The 15064-nt window shown below is 65.0% G+C and carries 19 protein-coding genes; 8 read left to right on the top strand and 11 right to left on the bottom strand.

The window, feature by feature from the left end:
- Positions 1 to 159 precede the first annotated feature (159 nt).
- From U5A89_RS16110 to U5A89_RS16100, 3 genes are all read left to right on the top strand, one after another.
- Positions 160 to 1239, top strand: coding sequence for a DUF1176 domain-containing protein (locus U5A89_RS16110; protein ID WP_338162068.1), 1080 nt, complete (start codon positions 160 to 162; stop codon positions 1237 to 1239).
- Between the two features lie 177 nt (positions 1240 to 1416).
- Positions 1417 to 2124, top strand: coding sequence for an HAD family hydrolase (locus U5A89_RS16105; protein ID WP_338162067.1), 708 nt, complete (start codon positions 1417 to 1419; stop codon positions 2122 to 2124).
- 54 nt (positions 2125 to 2178) lie between these two features.
- Positions 2179 to 2421, top strand: a complete 243-nt coding sequence (locus U5A89_RS16100; protein ID WP_338162066.1) for a hypothetical protein — start codon at positions 2179 to 2181, stop codon at positions 2419 to 2421.
- Positions 2422 to 2440: 19 nt separating this feature from the next.
- On the opposite strand, the gene egtD is transcribed toward U5A89_RS16100, so the two are convergent.
- The 6 genes from egtD to gluQRS form a co-directional block, all read right to left on the bottom strand.
- Positions 2441 to 3400: an L-histidine N(alpha)-methyltransferase gene (gene egtD / locus U5A89_RS16095; RefSeq protein ID WP_338162065.1), complete on the bottom strand. Its 960-nt coding sequence runs from the start codon at positions 3398 to 3400 to the stop codon at positions 2441 to 2443.
- Positions 3401 to 3405: 5 nt separating this feature from the next.
- On the bottom strand, positions 3406 to 4674 hold the full coding sequence (egtB, locus tag U5A89_RS16090) for an ergothioneine biosynthesis protein EgtB (protein WP_338162064.1): 1269 nt from the start codon (positions 4672 to 4674) through the stop codon (positions 3406 to 3408).
- A 78-nt stretch (positions 4675 to 4752) separates the two neighbouring features.
- Positions 4753 to 5607: a GGDEF domain-containing protein gene (locus U5A89_RS16085; RefSeq protein WP_338162063.1), complete on the bottom strand. Its 855-nt coding sequence runs from the start codon at positions 5605 to 5607 to the stop codon at positions 4753 to 4755.
- Positions 5608 to 5749: 142 nt separating this feature from the next.
- On the bottom strand, positions 5750 to 6319 hold the full coding sequence (locus tag U5A89_RS16080; RefSeq protein WP_338162062.1) for a cob(I)yrinic acid a,c-diamide adenosyltransferase: 570 nt from the start codon (positions 6317 to 6319) through the stop codon (positions 5750 to 5752).
- Between the two features lie 172 nt (positions 6320 to 6491).
- Positions 6492 to 6725, bottom strand: coding sequence for a twin transmembrane helix small protein (locus tag U5A89_RS16075; protein ID WP_338162061.1), 234 nt, complete (start codon positions 6723 to 6725; stop codon positions 6492 to 6494).
- Between the two features lie 10 nt (positions 6726 to 6735).
- Positions 6736 to 7638: a tRNA glutamyl-Q(34) synthetase GluQRS gene (gluQRS, locus tag U5A89_RS16070; RefSeq protein WP_338162060.1), complete on the bottom strand. Its 903-nt coding sequence runs from the start codon at positions 7636 to 7638 to the stop codon at positions 6736 to 6738.
- Positions 7639 to 7732: 94 nt separating this feature from the next.
- On the opposite strand from gluQRS, the gene U5A89_RS16065 reads away from it, so the two are divergent.
- Both U5A89_RS16065 and U5A89_RS16060 read left to right on the top strand, forming a co-directional pair.
- Positions 7733 to 8299, top strand: coding sequence for an HNH endonuclease (locus U5A89_RS16065; RefSeq protein ID WP_338162059.1), 567 nt, complete (start codon positions 7733 to 7735; stop codon positions 8297 to 8299).
- Positions 8296 to 8571 carry a hypothetical protein gene (locus U5A89_RS16060; RefSeq protein ID WP_338162058.1) on the top strand — a complete coding sequence of 92 codons (276 nt, stop codon included), beginning with the start codon at positions 8296 to 8298 and terminating at the stop codon, positions 8569 to 8571. The genes U5A89_RS16065 and U5A89_RS16060 overlap by 4 nt, the downstream gene beginning before the upstream one ends.
- 116 nt (positions 8572 to 8687) lie before the next feature.
- Here the strand turns inward: U5A89_RS16060 and U5A89_RS16055 are convergent, their stop codons facing one another.
- A complete protein-coding gene (locus U5A89_RS16055) occupies positions 8688 to 9422 on the bottom strand; it encodes a Crp/Fnr family transcriptional regulator (protein WP_338163080.1) in 735 nt (244 codons plus the stop codon).
- 207 nt (positions 9423 to 9629) lie between these two features.
- On the opposite strand from U5A89_RS16055, the gene murA reads away from it, so the two are divergent.
- Both murA and U5A89_RS16045 read left to right on the top strand, forming a co-directional pair.
- Positions 9630 to 10913 carry a UDP-N-acetylglucosamine 1-carboxyvinyltransferase gene (gene murA / locus U5A89_RS16050; RefSeq protein ID WP_338162057.1) on the top strand — a complete coding sequence of 428 codons (1284 nt, stop codon included), beginning with the start codon at positions 9630 to 9632 and terminating at the stop codon, positions 10911 to 10913.
- Positions 10906 to 12432: a PAS domain-containing protein gene (locus U5A89_RS16045; protein WP_338162056.1), complete on the top strand. Its 1527-nt coding sequence runs from the start codon at positions 10906 to 10908 to the stop codon at positions 12430 to 12432. The genes murA and U5A89_RS16045 overlap by 8 nt, the downstream gene beginning before the upstream one ends.
- Here U5A89_RS16045 and U5A89_RS16040 read toward each other — a convergent pair.
- The 3 genes from U5A89_RS16040 to U5A89_RS16030 all read right to left on the bottom strand — a co-directional run bounded on the left by U5A89_RS16040 (position 12380) and on the right by U5A89_RS16030 (position 13747).
- A complete protein-coding gene (locus U5A89_RS16040) occupies positions 12380 to 12811 on the bottom strand; it encodes a response regulator (RefSeq protein ID WP_338162055.1) in 432 nt (143 codons plus the stop codon). The two genes, U5A89_RS16045 and U5A89_RS16040, sit on opposite strands and share 53 nt — an antisense overlap.
- A 96-nt stretch (positions 12812 to 12907) precedes the next feature.
- Positions 12908 to 13126, bottom strand: coding sequence for a DUF2188 domain-containing protein (locus tag U5A89_RS16035; protein WP_338162054.1), 219 nt, complete (start codon positions 13124 to 13126; stop codon positions 12908 to 12910).
- Between the two features lie 3 nt (positions 13127 to 13129).
- Positions 13130 to 13747 (bottom strand): DNA-3-methyladenine glycosylase family protein, encoded by a 618-nt coding sequence (locus U5A89_RS16030; protein WP_338162053.1) that lies wholly within the window; start codon positions 13745 to 13747, stop codon positions 13130 to 13132.
- Positions 13748 to 13826: 79 nt separating this feature from the next.
- Between U5A89_RS16030 and U5A89_RS16025 the strand changes: the two genes are divergently transcribed.
- Positions 13827 to 14144, top strand: coding sequence for a 2Fe-2S iron-sulfur cluster-binding protein (locus U5A89_RS16025; RefSeq protein ID WP_338162052.1), 318 nt, complete (start codon positions 13827 to 13829; stop codon positions 14142 to 14144).
- A gap of 151 nt (positions 14145 to 14295) precedes the next feature.
- Here the strand turns inward: U5A89_RS16025 and rlmB are convergent, their stop codons facing one another.
- Positions 14296 to 15036 carry a 23S rRNA (guanosine(2251)-2'-O)-methyltransferase RlmB gene (gene rlmB / locus U5A89_RS16020; RefSeq protein WP_338162051.1) on the bottom strand — a complete coding sequence of 247 codons (741 nt, stop codon included), beginning with the start codon at positions 15034 to 15036 and terminating at the stop codon, positions 14296 to 14298.
- Positions 15037 to 15064: the final 28 nt, after the last annotated feature.

Below are 15064 nucleotides of genomic sequence, written 5' to 3'. Positions count from 1 at the left end.
ACGGCGCATGTGTTCCCGCGCAGGCGGGAACCCAGTCCTGCCCTTTGAACTGACGCGCTCTTGTGCGGAAGCACGGCGCATTTCAGCAAAACTGGAATAGGCACGGATACGTAACGTTGGCCTCTACCATCCCGCCTGCAAATCGGTTATGGTTAACCCATGGGGGCAAAGCATTTTTTCGTGGCCGCGATAGCGGTCCTGGGCTGGTCGGGCGTCGGCGCTGCGCAGGCGCCTGCGTCGGCACCGCAGGCAAAGGCGACAGCGCCCAAGCCCGGCACATTGGAAACCTATAAGGACTGGACGATCGGCTGCGACAATCGCAACCGATGCGAAACCGTGTCGCTGCTGCCCGATGGCGGCGAATGGTCCGACAGCCCGGTCATGGTGGGCGTGGTGCGCGACGCCGGACCCGACGCCGCCGCCGAAGTGTGGGTCAGCCGCGACGCCAAGGGCGGCGGCGAAATCAGCGTCCATGTCGATGGCCGCCGGATCGCCAGCGCCATGAGCCGCGACGGCGACGCGACCATCCGCGGGCCGCAGGCCGCCGCGCTCGCCATCGCCATGGCGCGCGGCAGCGTGCTCGAACTGCGGCTGGGCAACCGGTCGCTGGGCAAGCCTTCGCTCGCCGGATCGGGTGCCGCCCTGCGCTATATGGACGCGCGGCAGGGGCGGGCGGGGACCAGCACCGCGCTGGTCGCCACCGGCCCGCTCGGGCCGATCGCGGTCCGCCCCGCACAGTCCGCCCCGGTCATCAAACGCGCGCCGTTGCCCGCCACGACCGCACCGGCCGCATTGTGGCGGGAGGAACTCACCGCGCTCGGCAAATTCACCCGCTGTACCGACGAGATGAAGGGGGCGGAGCCGCCGCAACTCTATCGCCTGTCGCGGACCGAAACGCTGATCCTGGTTCCCTGCGGCAGCGGCGCCTATAATTTCACCTCGGTCCCGGTGATCGCCACCGGCGAACCCGGCCGCCGCGCCTTCCGCCTAGCCAGCTTCGACCTCAAGCCCGGCTGGAGCGAGGAAGAATCCCGGCCGATGCTGGTCAATGTCGGCTGGACCGCCAAGGATTTGCGGCTCGACAGCTTCGCCAAGGGGCGCGGCATCGGCGATTGCGGCGGCAGCGAAGCCTATGTCTGGGACGGCGCACGTTTCCGCCTGATCGAAGCCACCAGCATGGGCGAATGTCGCGGCGCATGGCACTGGATCAGGACATGGTCCGCGCAGGTGGCGGAATAGTTTTACCGACGTGTTCCCGCGCAGGTGGGAACCCAGTCCCGCCGCCGAACCCGGTTCCCACCTACGCGGGAACACATAGTGCTTGATAGCAACGGGTAACCCGCGGCTCCCATCCCACACAACCACAACGCCGCATTTTGCAATGGAATCGGAACGCAACACCGCCATATTGGCACCATGACCCAAGCGTTACGCCAATCCGCGTCAACCACGCCCGCCACTAATCTCCCGGACCCGATCCGCGCGGTCATCTTCGACATGGACGGCACGCTGATCGACACCGAAGCGGCGCATCGCCGCGCCTTTGCGCAAACCGGGCGCGCGATTGGCTGGCCGCTCTCGGACGATCTGCTGCTGTCGATGGTCGGCATCCACCGCGACGAAAATGAGCGGATGCTGGCCGCGCATATGGGGCCCAACTTCCCGCTCGCCCGCTTCTACGCCGACAGCGATGCGCTGTTCGAGGCGGCGGTGGACGCAGGCATCCCGCTCCGCCCCGGCGCGCAGCTGATCCTGGATCATCTGACGCAGGCGGGCATTCCCCTGGCGCTCGCCACCTCCACCGCCGCGCCCTATGCGCAGGCGCGGCTGGAGAAAGCGGGCCTGCTCCATTATTTCGATGTCGTCGTGACGCGCAGCGATGTGGACCGGCCCAAGCCGCACCCCGAACCCTATCTGCTCGCCGCCCGCCTGCTGGGTGTCGATCCGGCCGATTGCGTTGCCGTGGAAGACAGCCACCCTGGCGTCCGCGCGGCCGTAGCGGCAGGCATGGCGACGGTGATGATCCCCGATCTCCTGCCGCCGACGGAAGACCTGACGCTCGCCTGCGCGCAGGTGCTGCCTAGTCTGACGGATTTGCAGGAGCTTTTGCTGGCTCAGCAATAGGAGCAAGCAGTCGTTAACTCGGTAGTTTTATAGCGGCAGTGGAAAGGCGATGCCGTGCGGAAAAAGAAGCTGGCGCAATCAGCGCTGATATATGGGATAGCCCTCACATTATTTGCTGTTGGTTTCTCGATCCGATTTCTTTCCCTGCCAATGTGGATCGATCTAACAATGTGCGGGATTATTGCCGCGCCCATAATATGGATGGGCTTTCGCGGACTGATAAAACGCCAAACGGAAAAGCGGTTGGATAAAGAAACCGCATGGCGAATGTTCATCACAGGCCGCAAAATTCACTAGCGATTGCCGTCTGACCACCTCAACCCGCCTCCGCCAGCACCAGCCCGAACAGCCCCTCATCGTCGGTCCATTCCGCAACCGGCGACCATCCGCCTGCACGCAACAACAGACGCCCGTCGCGCACGCCATATTTGTGGCTGCTTTCGGTGTGGATCGTCTCGCCCGCATCCATCTGGAAGGCGTGACCCGCGACATGGAAATGGAGCGACTTTTGCGCCTCCAGATGCATTTCGATCCGCGCTTTTTCATCGTTCCAGATCGCGCAATGGGCGAAATCGGCGATCGGCATATCCCCGTCCAGTTCGCGGTTGATCCGCTCGATCAGATTGAGGTTGAACGCCGCCGTCACACCCTGCGCATCGTCATAGGCGGCGACCAACCGGTCGCGGTCCTTGATCCGGTCCATGCCGATCAGCAGCTTGGCGTCGTCGCCCAGCAGGCGGCGCATGGCCCGCAACAGGTCGACCGCCGCGTCCGGCTCCATATTGCCGATGGTCGAGCCGGGGAAGAAGCCCAGTCGCGGCAGTCCCTCGATCGCGCCGGGCAACGCCAGCGGCCGGTTGAAGTCGCCCACGACCGGCAGCACCGGCAGGCCAGGAAAAGCCGCCGCCAGCGCCGCGCTGCTGGCGTGCAGAAAGTCGCCGCTGATGTCGATCGGCACATAGGCGGCGGGCGCGATCGCGCGCAGCAGATGCGGCGTCTTGCGCGAACTGCCTGCGCCAAATTCCACTACTGCCCGCCCTTCGCCCACAGCAGCGGCGAAATCCGCGCCATGGGCGGCGAGCAGCGCCGTTTCCGTGCGCGTGGGGTAATATTCCGGCAGGTCGGTAATCTCTTCGAACAATTCCGACCCGCGCCGGTCGTAGAACCATATCGGCGGCGTCGCCTTGGGGCTGCGGGACAGGCCGGACAGTATATCGTTCAGAAAAGCCGGGTCCATCATGCGCGCCGGGGCAGGGGGATTTTCGGTCAGCAACATCGCGCTTACAAGTCCTTGGCCAGCCGCAGCCCGGTGAACTGCCAGCGTTGATGGGGATAGAAGAAATTCCGATAACTCGCCCGCGCATGGCCGCGCGGGGTCGCACAACTGCCGCCCTTCAGCACGAACTGGCCGGACATGAACTTGCCATTATATTCGCCCACGGCACCGGGCGCGGCGCGAAAGCCGGGATGGGGGCGATAGGCGCTGCCGGTCCATTCCCACACGTCGCCGAACATCTGCGTCAGCCCGGCGCCATCGTCGGCCGGACGCGTCCGGGGGCAGGCAGGTCCGTCGAGCAGGTTGCCGCTGACCGCCGCGACATTCTGCGCCGCGCTTTCCCACTCCGCCTCGGTCGGCAGGCGCGCGTCCGCCCAACTGGCATAGGCATCGGCCTCGTACAGGCTGACATGCGTCACCGGCGCTGCGGGATTGACCGGTTGCCGCCCGTCCAGGCCAAAGCGGGTCCAGCCCTGTTCGCTCTGCTTCCAATAGAGCGGCGCGTCTATCCGTTCACTCTGCACCCACGCCCAACCGTCCGACAGCCAATGTGCCGCCGTGCGATAACCGCCATCCTCAATGAAGGCGATCCATTCGCCATTGGTAATGGGTCGATGCGCCAGGGCATGGGGATGCAACACCGTCTTGTGGCGCGGCCCTTCGCAATCGAAAGTGAAGCCGCTGCGGCCATCGTCGCCGATTTCGACCAGACCTTGGCGTCCTTCGATCCAATGGAGCGGGCCGGGGAGGTCGACCGGCGCGGCGCTAGGCGCACTGAACAGCGCAGGCTCCAACGGATTGAGCGAAAACAGATGGAGCAGATCGGTCAGCAGCAATTCCTGATGCTGCTGCTCATGATGCAAGCCCAGCGTCACCAGCGCGCGAGCCGCCTGCGGCAACATACCCAGCGCGCCGATCAGCGCGGCATCGACATGGGCGCGATAGGCGCAAATCTCGCTAAGCGTCGGGCGGGTCAGCATCCCGCGCATCGCCCGCGGGTGCCGAACGCCCTCCGCTTCATAATAGCTGTTGAACAGGAAGGCGAAGCGCGGATCGAACGGCTGATATCCTGCCACATGGTCGCGCAGGATGAAGGTTTCCAGGAACCAGGTGACATGCGCCAAATGCCATTTCGCCGGGGAGGCATCAGGCATCGACTGGACGGTGGCGTCGGCGTCGGACAGGGGTGCGCTGAGCGCCTGGGTCAGCGCTCGCACCGCGCGATAGCGCTCCTCCAAGTCATCCTGACGGGCTTCCGTCCAGCTTCTGGCCATGCTTGCCCCTTCGCGCCATTTTCTGCAAAAGAGAAAAGCGCATAAAGCGGCGGGCGGTTCCGGGCCGTGTCCTTTAGGTCATACCTCCTGCAGGATCGGCGCGGCGCGGCAGACGCGGTCGCGGCCCGACTGCTTGGCGTCGTACAGGGCTTCGTCCGCCCGCCGCAGTACGGCTTCCAGATCCTTGCCGGCCCAGCGGCACACCCCGGCGGAAAAGCTGATCGGCCGGTCATGCACATGGCCGATGGGTTCGCTGCGCATGCGGCTGGCGATCCGCGCCAGCGACCAACTCGCTTCATCCTCGATACAATCCTGGAAGAAGATCGCGAACTCCTCCCCGCCCCAGCGGGCGACCATATCGACACGGCGCACCAGCGCGGACAAGCGTGTGGCGAAGGACGCCAGCACCCGATCGCCTTCCTCATGGCCCAGCAGGTCGTTGACCCGCTTGAAATAATCGATGTCAATGATCGCGACGCACCCTTTGCGCCGGTCGTCCGGCAATCCGTCCATATGCGCCAGGAAGCCGCGCCGGTTGGCGATACCGGTCAGCGGATCTTCATGCGCGGCCTGGTGCAGGTCGTCCAGCCGCTCGCGCGTGGCGCTCGCGACGCGCTGCACCCCGGCATAAAGGGTGTGGATGACATCGCCGACATCGGGCAGGCTGGGCGTTTGCCCCTCCTCGCGATGCAGTGTTTCGGCCAGCGCGTGAATGGGATTGAGCAACGCGCCAATGCCCAGCAGGGCCACGCCGGTGCCGATCACCGTAGCCGTCGTCAGCAGGATGAACTCGGTCAACTGGATGCGGCCGCTCGCCAGCCCCCATCCCAGATAGGCCAGTAGCGGCAAATGGGTCGCGACGAAGCAGAGGGTGAAGAGGCGCAGGCGCAGGGACCGTGGAAAGATGAAAGAGGTGGCAAGGTAGAATTGCATGGCGATCCCCGACTATTGCGATTGGATCGCATCGTTCGGCCACGCGTCTAAATGCCGTCTGAAGAAACAGGGTTAATCGGTCGGCATGGGATGGACCGTGCCGGACGAGAGTCGGGCTGCGCTCAACCGATCGGCGGCTGCGTTAACGCGACGCGCCCGGCACCCATTTGACGTCGCCCGCGCCATTGTCGTTCAACCGGCGCGCGAGCACGAACAGCAGGTCGGACAGGCGGTTGAGATAGGCCAGCGCCGCGGGATTGAGCGACACGTCCGCCGCGGCCGCCATGGCGCTGCGCTCGGCCCGGCGCGTGATGGCGCGGGCCAGATGGACGGCGGCGGCCGCGGCCGATCCACCGGGCAGGACGAAACTGTCGAGCGGGGCGAGATCGGCATTCATTGCATCGATCTGTTGCTCCAGCCGCGTGACCTGGCTTGGCACTATGCGCAATGCCCAGGGTTCGTCCGGACCGTCGGGAATCGGCGTCGCCAGATCGGCGCCCAGGTCGAACAGGTCGTTCTGGATCATCGTCAGCCAGGCGGTTTCGGGACGATCCCCCATCGCGATGATGGCGACGCCGATCGCGCTGTTCGCTTCATCCACATCGCCCACCGCCTGCATGCGCGGCGCATATTTGGGCAGGCGCGATCCATCGACCAGGCCCGTCGTCCCGTCATCCCCGGTGCGGGTGTAGATTTTGTTCAGCTTGACCATGGGGTTGGTTACTCGCGAAGCGACAGGCGTTGAACAGGATTGCCCTTAATGTCCGTTCGCCCTGCACTTGTTGAAAGGATTCAGCGCAGAGGCGTCGACATTGAAGCAGGAAAGTCGCTTGGCTGAACGGCCCGAACGGTTCCGATGCGATGCGATGCGCCGACGCGCCGCCTCAGCCGTGCCCCTTCGACAGCAGCAGGATCGCGACGATGATCACCGCGGCTGCCTGAAACAGCACGCGGTTCAGCATCATCTTGTTCTGCTTGACGCTGGACGGGCGCACCACGCCTTCGGGCAGGTTCAACTCTTCCTTGGTGGTTTGCAGGAAGGCGACGATACCCCGGATCAACGCGAACAGCGTCGCGGCCATGGCAAGGATCAGGGCGATGACGAGGATGGTGTTCATGCCCGCAACTCTACGCGCTTGCCAGCCTGATTCCAACCGGAAAGCGCGCCGCCCGCAGGTCTGCCGCCAGCACGTCCGCCGTCACGCCCTGCGCCCGCAAATCGGCCAGCGCGATCGACCCGTCGCGCTTGGCCAGCCGCCTGCCGTCCGGCCCCACCAGCAGCGGATGATGGATATAGGCTAGGCTGGGCAGGTCCAGCAGCGCCTGGAGCAGGCGATGAATATCGGTCGCGCCGCGCAGGTCGTCGCCGCGCAGCACATGGGTCACCCCCATCGCCGCATCGTCCAGCGTGCAGGACAGATGATAGCTGGCCGGCGCATCCTTGCGCGCCAGCACGACATCGCCATGGGCAAGGGGGCGGGCGGTTTGCAGCCCCCGCAACCCTACACCGGAGGGGAAGGGGAGCGCCCACCAGGCCAATTCCCCCACCCGCGCCACCGCCCGCCCCATGTCGATCCGCCAGGCATGCGCTTCACCCGATGCAATCCGGCGTGCGCGTTCATCCTCGCTCAAACCCCGACACGTCCCCGGATAGACCGGTCCCTCCGGCCCATGCGGCGCGGTCAGGCTCGCCTGGATATCCGCCCGCGTGCAGAAACAGGGATAGAGCAAACCCATGGTCCGCAACCGGTCCAGCGCCGCGTCATAATGGTGCAGCCGCGCCGACTGGAACATGACCTCGCCATCCCAAGTCACGCCCAGCCACGCCAGATCGTCCAATATCCCCGCGACATGTTCGGGCCGACTCCGCGTGCCGTCGATATCCTCGATCCGCAGGCGGAAGGCGCCACCGGCCGCGCGAGCCATGTCATGGGCCATCAGCGCCGACCAACCATGGCCGACATGCAACCGCCCGGTGGGGCTGGGGGCGAAGCGGGTCACCATATGCTGTGGTGTGGCAGATGAAGTCATACAGGCTCTTGACGGAGGATATTAGTTAATGCTGTCATGCTCTTGTCACCTTGCTGGACGATCAGCGGCGGCGGCAAGGGGGAAGAAGGTTTCCATGTACCATCCCGACCTCATACGGCACCCGGAAAACTGCCCGGCGCTCGTTCTCAATGCGGATTATACGCCGCTCAGCTATTATCCGCTCAGCCTGTGGCCCTGGCAGACCGCGATCAAGGCGGTGTTCCTGGACCGGGTGGACATCATCGCCAGCTATGAGCGGCAGGTGCATAGTCCCAGCCTGGACATGAAGATCCCCTCGGTCATCGCGCTCAAACAATATGTGCGCCCGTCCGAACATCCCGCCTTCACCCGGTTCAACCTGTTCCTGCGCGACAAATTCTCCTGCCAATATTGCGGCAAGACCAGCGACCTGACCTTCGACCATGTCATTCCGCGCCGCGCGGGCGGGCGCACGACCTGGGAAAATGTCGCCACCGCCTGTTCGCCCTGCAACCTGCGCAAAGGCGGCCGCACGCCCAAGGAAGCGGGCATGAGCCTGCACGTCCAGCCGATCCGCCCGACCAGCTGGCACCTGCAGGAACATGGCCGCGCCTTCCCGCCGGGCTATCTGCACGAAAGCTGGCATGACTGGCTCTATTGGGACGTCGAACTGCTGGCATGATAGGCCGTGCGGCCCTGGCGGCGGCGCTGCTCATCTTGCCGGGCGGCGCTCTGGCGCAAGTCGATCATTCGGGCCTGACCCGCGCCAAATATGTCCGCAACTGCCTGATGTGCCACAGCCGCGCCGCGCCAGAGGGGATATCGCCCGCGATCCTGGCCGGTCTCTATCCCGAACGCGGCCTGGTCCCCGCGCTGGTCATGCCCGGCGTCACCTGCTGGCGGCGCTGCGCCACATGCTTCCCACCCGACCGGAAAGCGCCAGCATCGCGTTAAGGTAACCAGCATCGCGTTGAAGGTAATCAGTGTTCCCGCGCAGGCGGGAACCCAGTCCCGCCGTCTGAACTAGGTTCCCGCCTACGCGGGAACACGCTGCGCTTAGAAGATCACCGTCAGCCGACCGGCAACCAGTCCAGATCCATATCCTTGTGCCGATTGGTATAGTGCCCAATCTCTTCCAGCCGCGCCATGTCGTTGAGGATGATGCGCCCGCTCGCCCGGCTGATCAGCCCTTCCTGCTCCATCTGCCGGATCATCCGGTTGACGTGCACCGACGTCAGGCCGATCGAATCGCCAATCTCCTCCTGCGTCAGCTTCAGGTCGAAACTGTCGACGATGCTGTCGTCGGTCACCCGCAGCCGGTCGAACATATCGAGCAGGAAGGCGGCGACCCGCGCCTTGGCCGATGTGCGGCCCAGCGCCGCCAGCCGGTCGGTCATCGCCACCCGCTCGGCATTCGACAGCAGGAACAGCAGCGCCGCGACGCGGGGATATTCCTCCAGCAACCGGCGCAGCGCCTGCTTGTCGAACGGACAGACGATCGCGTCGGACAGGGCGACCAGCGATTCGGGTGCCTTGCTGTAGATGGTGCTGGCCGATCCGATGAAATCACCGGGGAAATAGACGCGCAGGATCTGGCGACTGCCATCGGGCAGGATGACGAAGCTCATCACCCGGCCTTCGCGCAGCACGAACAATTCGGTCACGACATCATTGACCCGCTGGATCATCGCGCCGCGCTTCACCTTGCGCGGATTTTCCTCCAGCCGGGTCAACGCTTTCTTTTCCGCGTCGGACAAGGGCACTTGTTTTGCCAGCCGTTCCGCGAAGCAGCTTGTTGCCACCAAAAACACCTTTTTCCAATTGTCGTTACGATGGCAAAACGCCTTGTTCGCCTTTTGGCTGCATTTTCAGGACGTGCACTAAACTCGATCAATCTTGGTGCGGGCTTTGCAATAATGTTGCATTTTCCCGGCAGGCTCGCCCATCCGCGTGGTTTAATCGCCCGCAAGCCAGCTTGCGCGGGGCGCATTAAGCGCTATTAACCCTGCCCAATGGACCGCATTCACATCCGCGGCGGCAACGCGCTCAATGGCCGCCTTCCCATCTCCGGCGCGAAGAACGCCGCCCTGACGCTGCTGCCCTGTGCGCTGTTGACCGACGAGCCGGTGACGCTGCGCAACCTGCCGCGTCTGGCCGATGTCGACAGTTTCGGTCATCTGCTCAACCAGCTCGGCGTATCGACCATGATCGAAGGCGCGCGGCCGGAGGATTTCGGTCGGGTGATGACGATGCGCGCCGGCCGCGTCACTTCGACCGAAGCGCCCTATGACATCGTGCGCAAGATGCGCGCGTCGATCCTGGTGCTCGGCCCGCTGCTCGCCCGCGCGGGCGAAGCGCGCGTATCGCTCCCCGGCGGCTGCGCCATCGGCAACCGCCCGATCGACCTGCATCTCAAGGCGCTCGAAGCGTTCGGCGCGATCATCGAAATCGCGGCCGGCTATGTCCGCGCCAGCCTGCCCGATGGCGGCCTGCCCGGCGGCATCTACACCTTCCCGGTGGTGTCGGTCGGGGCGACCGAAAATGCGCTGATGGCCGCCGTGCTCGCCAAGGGCACCTGCATCCTGGACAATGCCGCGCGCGAACCCGAAATCGTTGATCTGTGCAACCTGCTCGTCGCGATGGGCGCGGATATAGAGGGGATCGGCACCGACAAATTGGTCATCCACGGCCGCGACCGGCTGCACGGCGCGACCTATCGCGTCATGCCCGACCGGATCGAAGCGGGCAGCTATGCCTGCGCCGCCGCTATCACCGGCGGGTCGCTGGACCTGGTCGGCGCCAATGCCGACGACATGCACGCCATCCTGGCCGCGCTGCGCGACGCAGGCGTGCAGGTGGACGTGCACAAGGACGGCATTCGCGTGTCGTCCGACGGCAAGCTCAAGCCCCTGACCATCTCGACCGCACCCTTCCCGGCCTTCCCGACGGACATGCAGGCGCAGTTCATGGCGATGCTGACGAAGGCGGACGGCGCATCGGTCCTGACCGAGACGATCTTCGAAAACCGCTACATGCATGTGCCCGAACTGGCGCGCATGGGTGCCGACATCGCCGTCAACGGCCGCACCGCCGTGGTCCGCGGCGTCGATCGGCTGGTCGGCGCACCGGTGATGGCGACCGATCTGCGCGCGTCGATGAGCCTCATCCTCGCGGGCCTGGCTGCCGAAGGCGAAACCCAGGTCAACCGCGTCTATCATCTCGATCGCGGCTATGAGCGGCTGGAAGAAAAGCTCTCGGCGGTCGGCGCCGACATCGAACGCGTCAGCGATGGCTGAGATATGCGGGCTGGGGACGGATCGGGCGGCACTGCTGTCGCTCTATGATCTCGACGCGGGCGGCTTCCGCAATCTGGACGAGATTACCGGGTTCGCCGCGCAACTCTGCGACGTGCCGATCGCGCTGGTCAGCATGGTGGAGGATGTGCGGCAACGCTTTCTCTCGCGTGTCGGCCTGGATGCGCTGGAAACCCCGCGCGACGTGTCCTTCTGCGCGCTCGCCATGTTGGGGGAGGCAATTTTCCTCGTCCCCGACGCAACCCTTGATCCCCGCTTCGCCGACAATGCGTTGGTCACTGGCCCGCCGCATATCCGCTTCTATGCGGGCGCGCCGCTGGTGGGGGCGGATGGCGATCCGCTGGGCGCGCTGTGCGTCATCGACACCGTCCCGCGCGACGATCTGACCCCGCTCCAGCGCCAGGGGCTGACCCTGCTCGCCCGGCAGGTGATGGTGGAGCTGGAGGGGCGTCGCCGGGACCGCGACATGATCCTGCGCCAGCGTATGGACGCCGCCGCCATCGCTGAAAGCGACCGCATGTTCCGCACCCTGTCGGATGCGATGCCGCAGATGGTCTGGTCGACGCTGCCGGACGGCTATCATGATTATTATAATGCCCGCTGGTACGATTATACCGGCGTACCAGCCGGATCGACCGATGGCGAAGGCTGGAACGGCATGTTCCATCCCGACGATCAGGATCGCGCCCGCATACGCTGGCGTCACAGCCTGGACACGGGCGAACCTTATGAGATCGAATATCGCCTGCGCCATCATAGCGGCGATTATCGCTGGACGCTGGGCCGGGCGCTGCCGATCCACGACGGCGACGGGGTCATCATCCGCTGGATCGGCACCTGCACCGAAATCCACGAACAGAAGCTGATGATGGAAGAGCGCGAGATGATCGCGCATGAACTGTCGCACCGGATCAAGAATATCTTCTCGGTGATCGCGGGCCTCATCGGCCTTTCGGCGCGCCAGCATCCCGAAATCGGTGAGATCGCCGACGATCTGCGCGATCGTATCCTGGCGCTGGGCCGCGCTCATGATTTCGTGCGCCCGCACAGCGCCGAATCCGCGCCGCAGTTGGGCGGCGGGCAGGGCAGCCTATGGGGTCTGCTGGACCAGATTTTCGCGCCCTATCGCAGCGTGACCGAATCGCGCATCGCATTGTCGGGTGACGATGTGCGGATCGATGACCGGTCCGCCACGCCGCTGGCGCTGCTGTTCCACGAACTGGCGACCAACGCCGCCAAATATGGTGCGCTGTCGGCGCCCGACGGCATGGTGCATCTGCATGTGTCGGTGGAGGGCGACGACGTCCGGATCGATTGGCGCGAAGAGGGCGGCCCACCGGTCGTGCCCGGCGACCCGGACGGCTTTGGCAGCCGGTTGATGACATTGAGCGCCGAACGGCAATTGGGCGGGCGGATCGTGCGGGACTGGCGTCCCGACGGGCTGTGCCTCAGCCTCTCGATTCCATTGCGGTCCATGAGTCGCGCGGCGGGAACGGCGTAAAGCCAAGGATTTCCGTTTCGTGCAGGTCGGGCTGTTCGGCCGCGGCCAGATGCAGCGTGGCCGATATGCTCTGCGCGCGAAACGGCTTGGTGATCACGCCCAGCGCCGCGACAGCAGCCTCGCCGATCTGCGCGGGATTGGCGGTGACGTAGATCACGCGGATGCCATGACGGCTCAGTTCCATGCCGATCTGCGGCCCGGTCGGCCCATCGCGCAGATTGAGATCGACCAAAGCGATGTCGCAATCCTGGGCGCAGGCGAGCGCGGCTTCCTTGTCGGCGGCGATAGCGCCGACCTCGAATCCGGCGTCTTCGACGATCTGCTCGATTTCCAACGCGACGAATATCTCGTCCTCGACGATAAGAACTTTCTTGCTCATTAACTGACCCGTAAACCCTGGAATGAGCAAAGTCCCATCAGCCCGTTCGGTTCCCTGCCAGCCGGAAAATAGCCGGTGCCGCATGCCATCCGCAGGCTATTCCTCCACGCTGGTCCACAGCGTATCGAACGTCGTGCCCCGCATCAGCAGCACCGACGCGGGATAACCCGCCTCGCTCGCCTTGCGTGCGGTGCCGGTGGCGCTCTCCACCGCCTCCGCCTGGGTCGGGAAGGGGCCGTAATAGGTGTTGTCCAGGTTGATCTTCCAGACGCCTTCATGTTCCAGGACGATGTAGCGGGCATGGGGCAGGGGCATGGGTTATAGTACCTCGGTGTTATAATGGTGCCAGGCCATGATCGCGGCCGCGCCGCGATGGGGGCGCCAGGCTTCGGCGACATGCCGCGTCAGGGCTTCGTTCGGCCGTTCGGAAAGGCCCAATATACGGCCGACTTCTATCTGTACCGCCAGGTCGCCTGCGGGCCAGATATCGGGTCGGCCTTCCGCGAACAACAGATAGATTTCCGCCGACCATCGGCCGATGCCCTTGATCCGCACCAATTCTGCGATCGCGTCCTCGTCGTCGGTGGGCAGGGCGTTAAGGTCCAGCGCGCCCGATACCAGCATTTCGGCCAGGCTGCGGGCATAGCCCTGTTTCTGGCGCGACAGGCCGCAGGCGCGCAGGGTGTCGAAATCCTGCGCCAGCAAGGCGTCGGGCGCGCAGCCTTCGCCCAGCACCGCCTCCAGCTTGCGCCATACCGCCGCTGCGGATGCGACGCTCACCTGCTGCCCCACGATGGTGCGCAGCAAGGTTTCGTAGCCGGGCGCACGCATGCGCGGCTGCGGATACCCCACCCGACCCAGCGCCGCGACGAAGCCCGGCTCAAGCGCGGCGATCGCGTCCAGGCTGGCGCGCAACTGTTCGGCGGTGGTGACCATGTCTGTTCCGGTGCGCCCTTGATTTCCCGGCGTCGCTCGGTCAGAGCGGCTGGGACAAAAATTCCAGGGGATTGGATAGATGCCGAAACTGATCGTGGTCAACCGTGCGGGTGAAGAACAGGCTGTCGATGGCGACAATGGCCTGTCGGTGATGGAAGTCATTCGCGACAACGGCTTTGACGAATTGCTGGCCCTGTGCGGCGGTTGCTGTTCCTGCGCGACCTGCCATGTCTATGTCGACCCCGCCTTCGCCGATGCGCTGCCCGCGATGAGCGAGGACGAAAACGACCTGCTCGACAGCAGCGATCACCGCAATGACAGCAGCCGCCTGTCCTGCCAGGTGGTGCTGAGCGACGCACTGGACGGCCTGCGCGTCACCATCGCGCCGGAAGATTGATCCGGTTTTGATGGCCGAGGCGACGCTGGCGTGTCGCGCTAGACGCCACTTAATCTAAGCTCCACGTGTTCCCGCGCAGGCGGGAACCCAGTTCCAACGTCTCAACTGGGTTCCCGCCTGCGCGGGAACACGCCATCCTTTCATCGCGCAATCAGCGCACGCTGGCGGCATAGAGCGCGATCGCAGCCGCGTTGGAGACGTTCAGGCTCTCCATCCGCGGGCTGATCGGCAATTTGGCGATGATGTCGCAATGGGCGATGCTGTTGTGGCGCAGCCCTTCGCCCTCGGCCCCCAGCACCAGCGCGACGCGCGATTCGCCGATCGCCTCACCGATGGTGGTATCGGCGTCGCCGTCCAGCCCGATGCGCCAATAGCCCGCTTCGGCGATCTCATCCAACGCACGGGCCAGGTTCACCACCCGCACCCACGGCACGCTTTCCAGCGCGCCCGACGCCGCACGCGCCAGCACCCCCGATTCGGGCGGCGCATGGCGGTCCTGCGTTACGATGCACAGCGCATCGAACGCCGCGGCGGAGCGCAGGATCGCGCCGACATTATGCGGGTCGGTCACCTGGTCCAGGACCAGGATCGGGCGCTTGTCATCCTGTCCCTCTTCCAGGATTTCGCCCAGCCAGACATCGTCCAGCGGCTCGACTTCCGCGACGATGCCCTGGTGCGGCGCGTCTGACGGGACCATGCGGCCCATGTCCGCAACGTCGGAATAGACGATCGGCAGCACCGGCGGCAGGTCGAGCGCACCCAGCGCTTCACGCGTGCCCCATATCTTGCGCACGACGCGGTTGGGGTTGGCGAGCGCCGCGATGACGGCATGGCGGCCGTAGAAGCGGGGGAAGGCGCCCTTGGGCTTGGTTGAGCGATGCGGTTTTTTCATGCCCCGCTCTTTTCACATTCACCCATTG

Source organism: Sphingobium sp. HWE2-09, from assembly GCF_035989265.1.
Taxonomy (GTDB): domain Bacteria; phylum Pseudomonadota; class Alphaproteobacteria; order Sphingomonadales; family Sphingomonadaceae; genus Sphingobium.
Note: the sequence above shows the minus strand (reverse complement) of the source record. Positions and strands in the feature narration are given on the sequence as shown.

Bases quoted from the DNA above. Each gene is read 5' to 3' on its own strand.
- U5A89_RS16110 (WP_338162068.1), top strand. From the start codon at position 160: ATGGGGGCAAAGCATTTTTTCGTGGCCGCGATAGCGGTCCTGGGCTGG.
- U5A89_RS16105 (WP_338162067.1), top strand. From the start codon at position 1,417: ATGACCCAAGCGTTACGCCAATCCGCGTCAACCACGCCCGCCACTAAT.
- egtD (WP_338162065.1), bottom strand. From the start codon at position 3,400: ATGTTGCTGACCGAAAATCCCCCTGCCCCGGCGCGCATGATGGACCCG.
- egtB (WP_338162064.1), bottom strand. From the start codon at position 4,674: ATGGCCAGAAGCTGGACGGAAGCCCGTCAGGATGACTTGGAGGAGCGC.
- U5A89_RS16085 (WP_338162063.1), bottom strand. From the start codon at position 5,607: ATGCAATTCTACCTTGCCACCTCTTTCATCTTTCCACGGTCCCTGCGC.
- U5A89_RS16080 (WP_338162062.1), bottom strand. From the start codon at position 6,319: ATGGTCAAGCTGAACAAAATCTACACCCGCACCGGGGATGACGGGACG.
- U5A89_RS16075 (WP_338162061.1), bottom strand. From the start codon at position 6,725: ATGAACACCATCCTCGTCATCGCCCTGATCCTTGCCATGGCCGCGACG.
- gluQRS (WP_338162060.1), bottom strand. From the start codon at position 7,638: ATGACTTCATCTGCCACACCACAGCATATGGTGACCCGCTTCGCCCCC.
- U5A89_RS16065 (WP_338162059.1), top strand. From the start codon at position 7,733: ATGTACCATCCCGACCTCATACGGCACCCGGAAAACTGCCCGGCGCTC.
- U5A89_RS16060 (WP_338162058.1), top strand. From the start codon at position 8,296: ATGATAGGCCGTGCGGCCCTGGCGGCGGCGCTGCTCATCTTGCCGGGC.
- murA (WP_338162057.1), top strand. From the start codon at position 9,630: ATGGACCGCATTCACATCCGCGGCGGCAACGCGCTCAATGGCCGCCTT.
- U5A89_RS16045 (WP_338162056.1), top strand. From the start codon at position 10,906: ATGGCTGAGATATGCGGGCTGGGGACGGATCGGGCGGCACTGCTGTCG.
- U5A89_RS16040 (WP_338162055.1), bottom strand. From the start codon at position 12,811: ATGAGCAAGAAAGTTCTTATCGTCGAGGACGAGATATTCGTCGCGTTG.
- U5A89_RS16035 (WP_338162054.1), bottom strand. From the start codon at position 13,126: ATGCCCCTGCCCCATGCCCGCTACATCGTCCTGGAACATGAAGGCGTC.
- U5A89_RS16030 (WP_338162053.1), bottom strand. From the start codon at position 13,747: ATGGTCACCACCGCCGAACAGTTGCGCGCCAGCCTGGACGCGATCGCC.
- U5A89_RS16025 (WP_338162052.1), top strand. From the start codon at position 13,827: ATGCCGAAACTGATCGTGGTCAACCGTGCGGGTGAAGAACAGGCTGTC.
- rlmB (WP_338162051.1), bottom strand. From the start codon at position 15,036: ATGAAAAAACCGCATCGCTCAACCAAGCCCAAGGGCGCCTTCCCCCGC.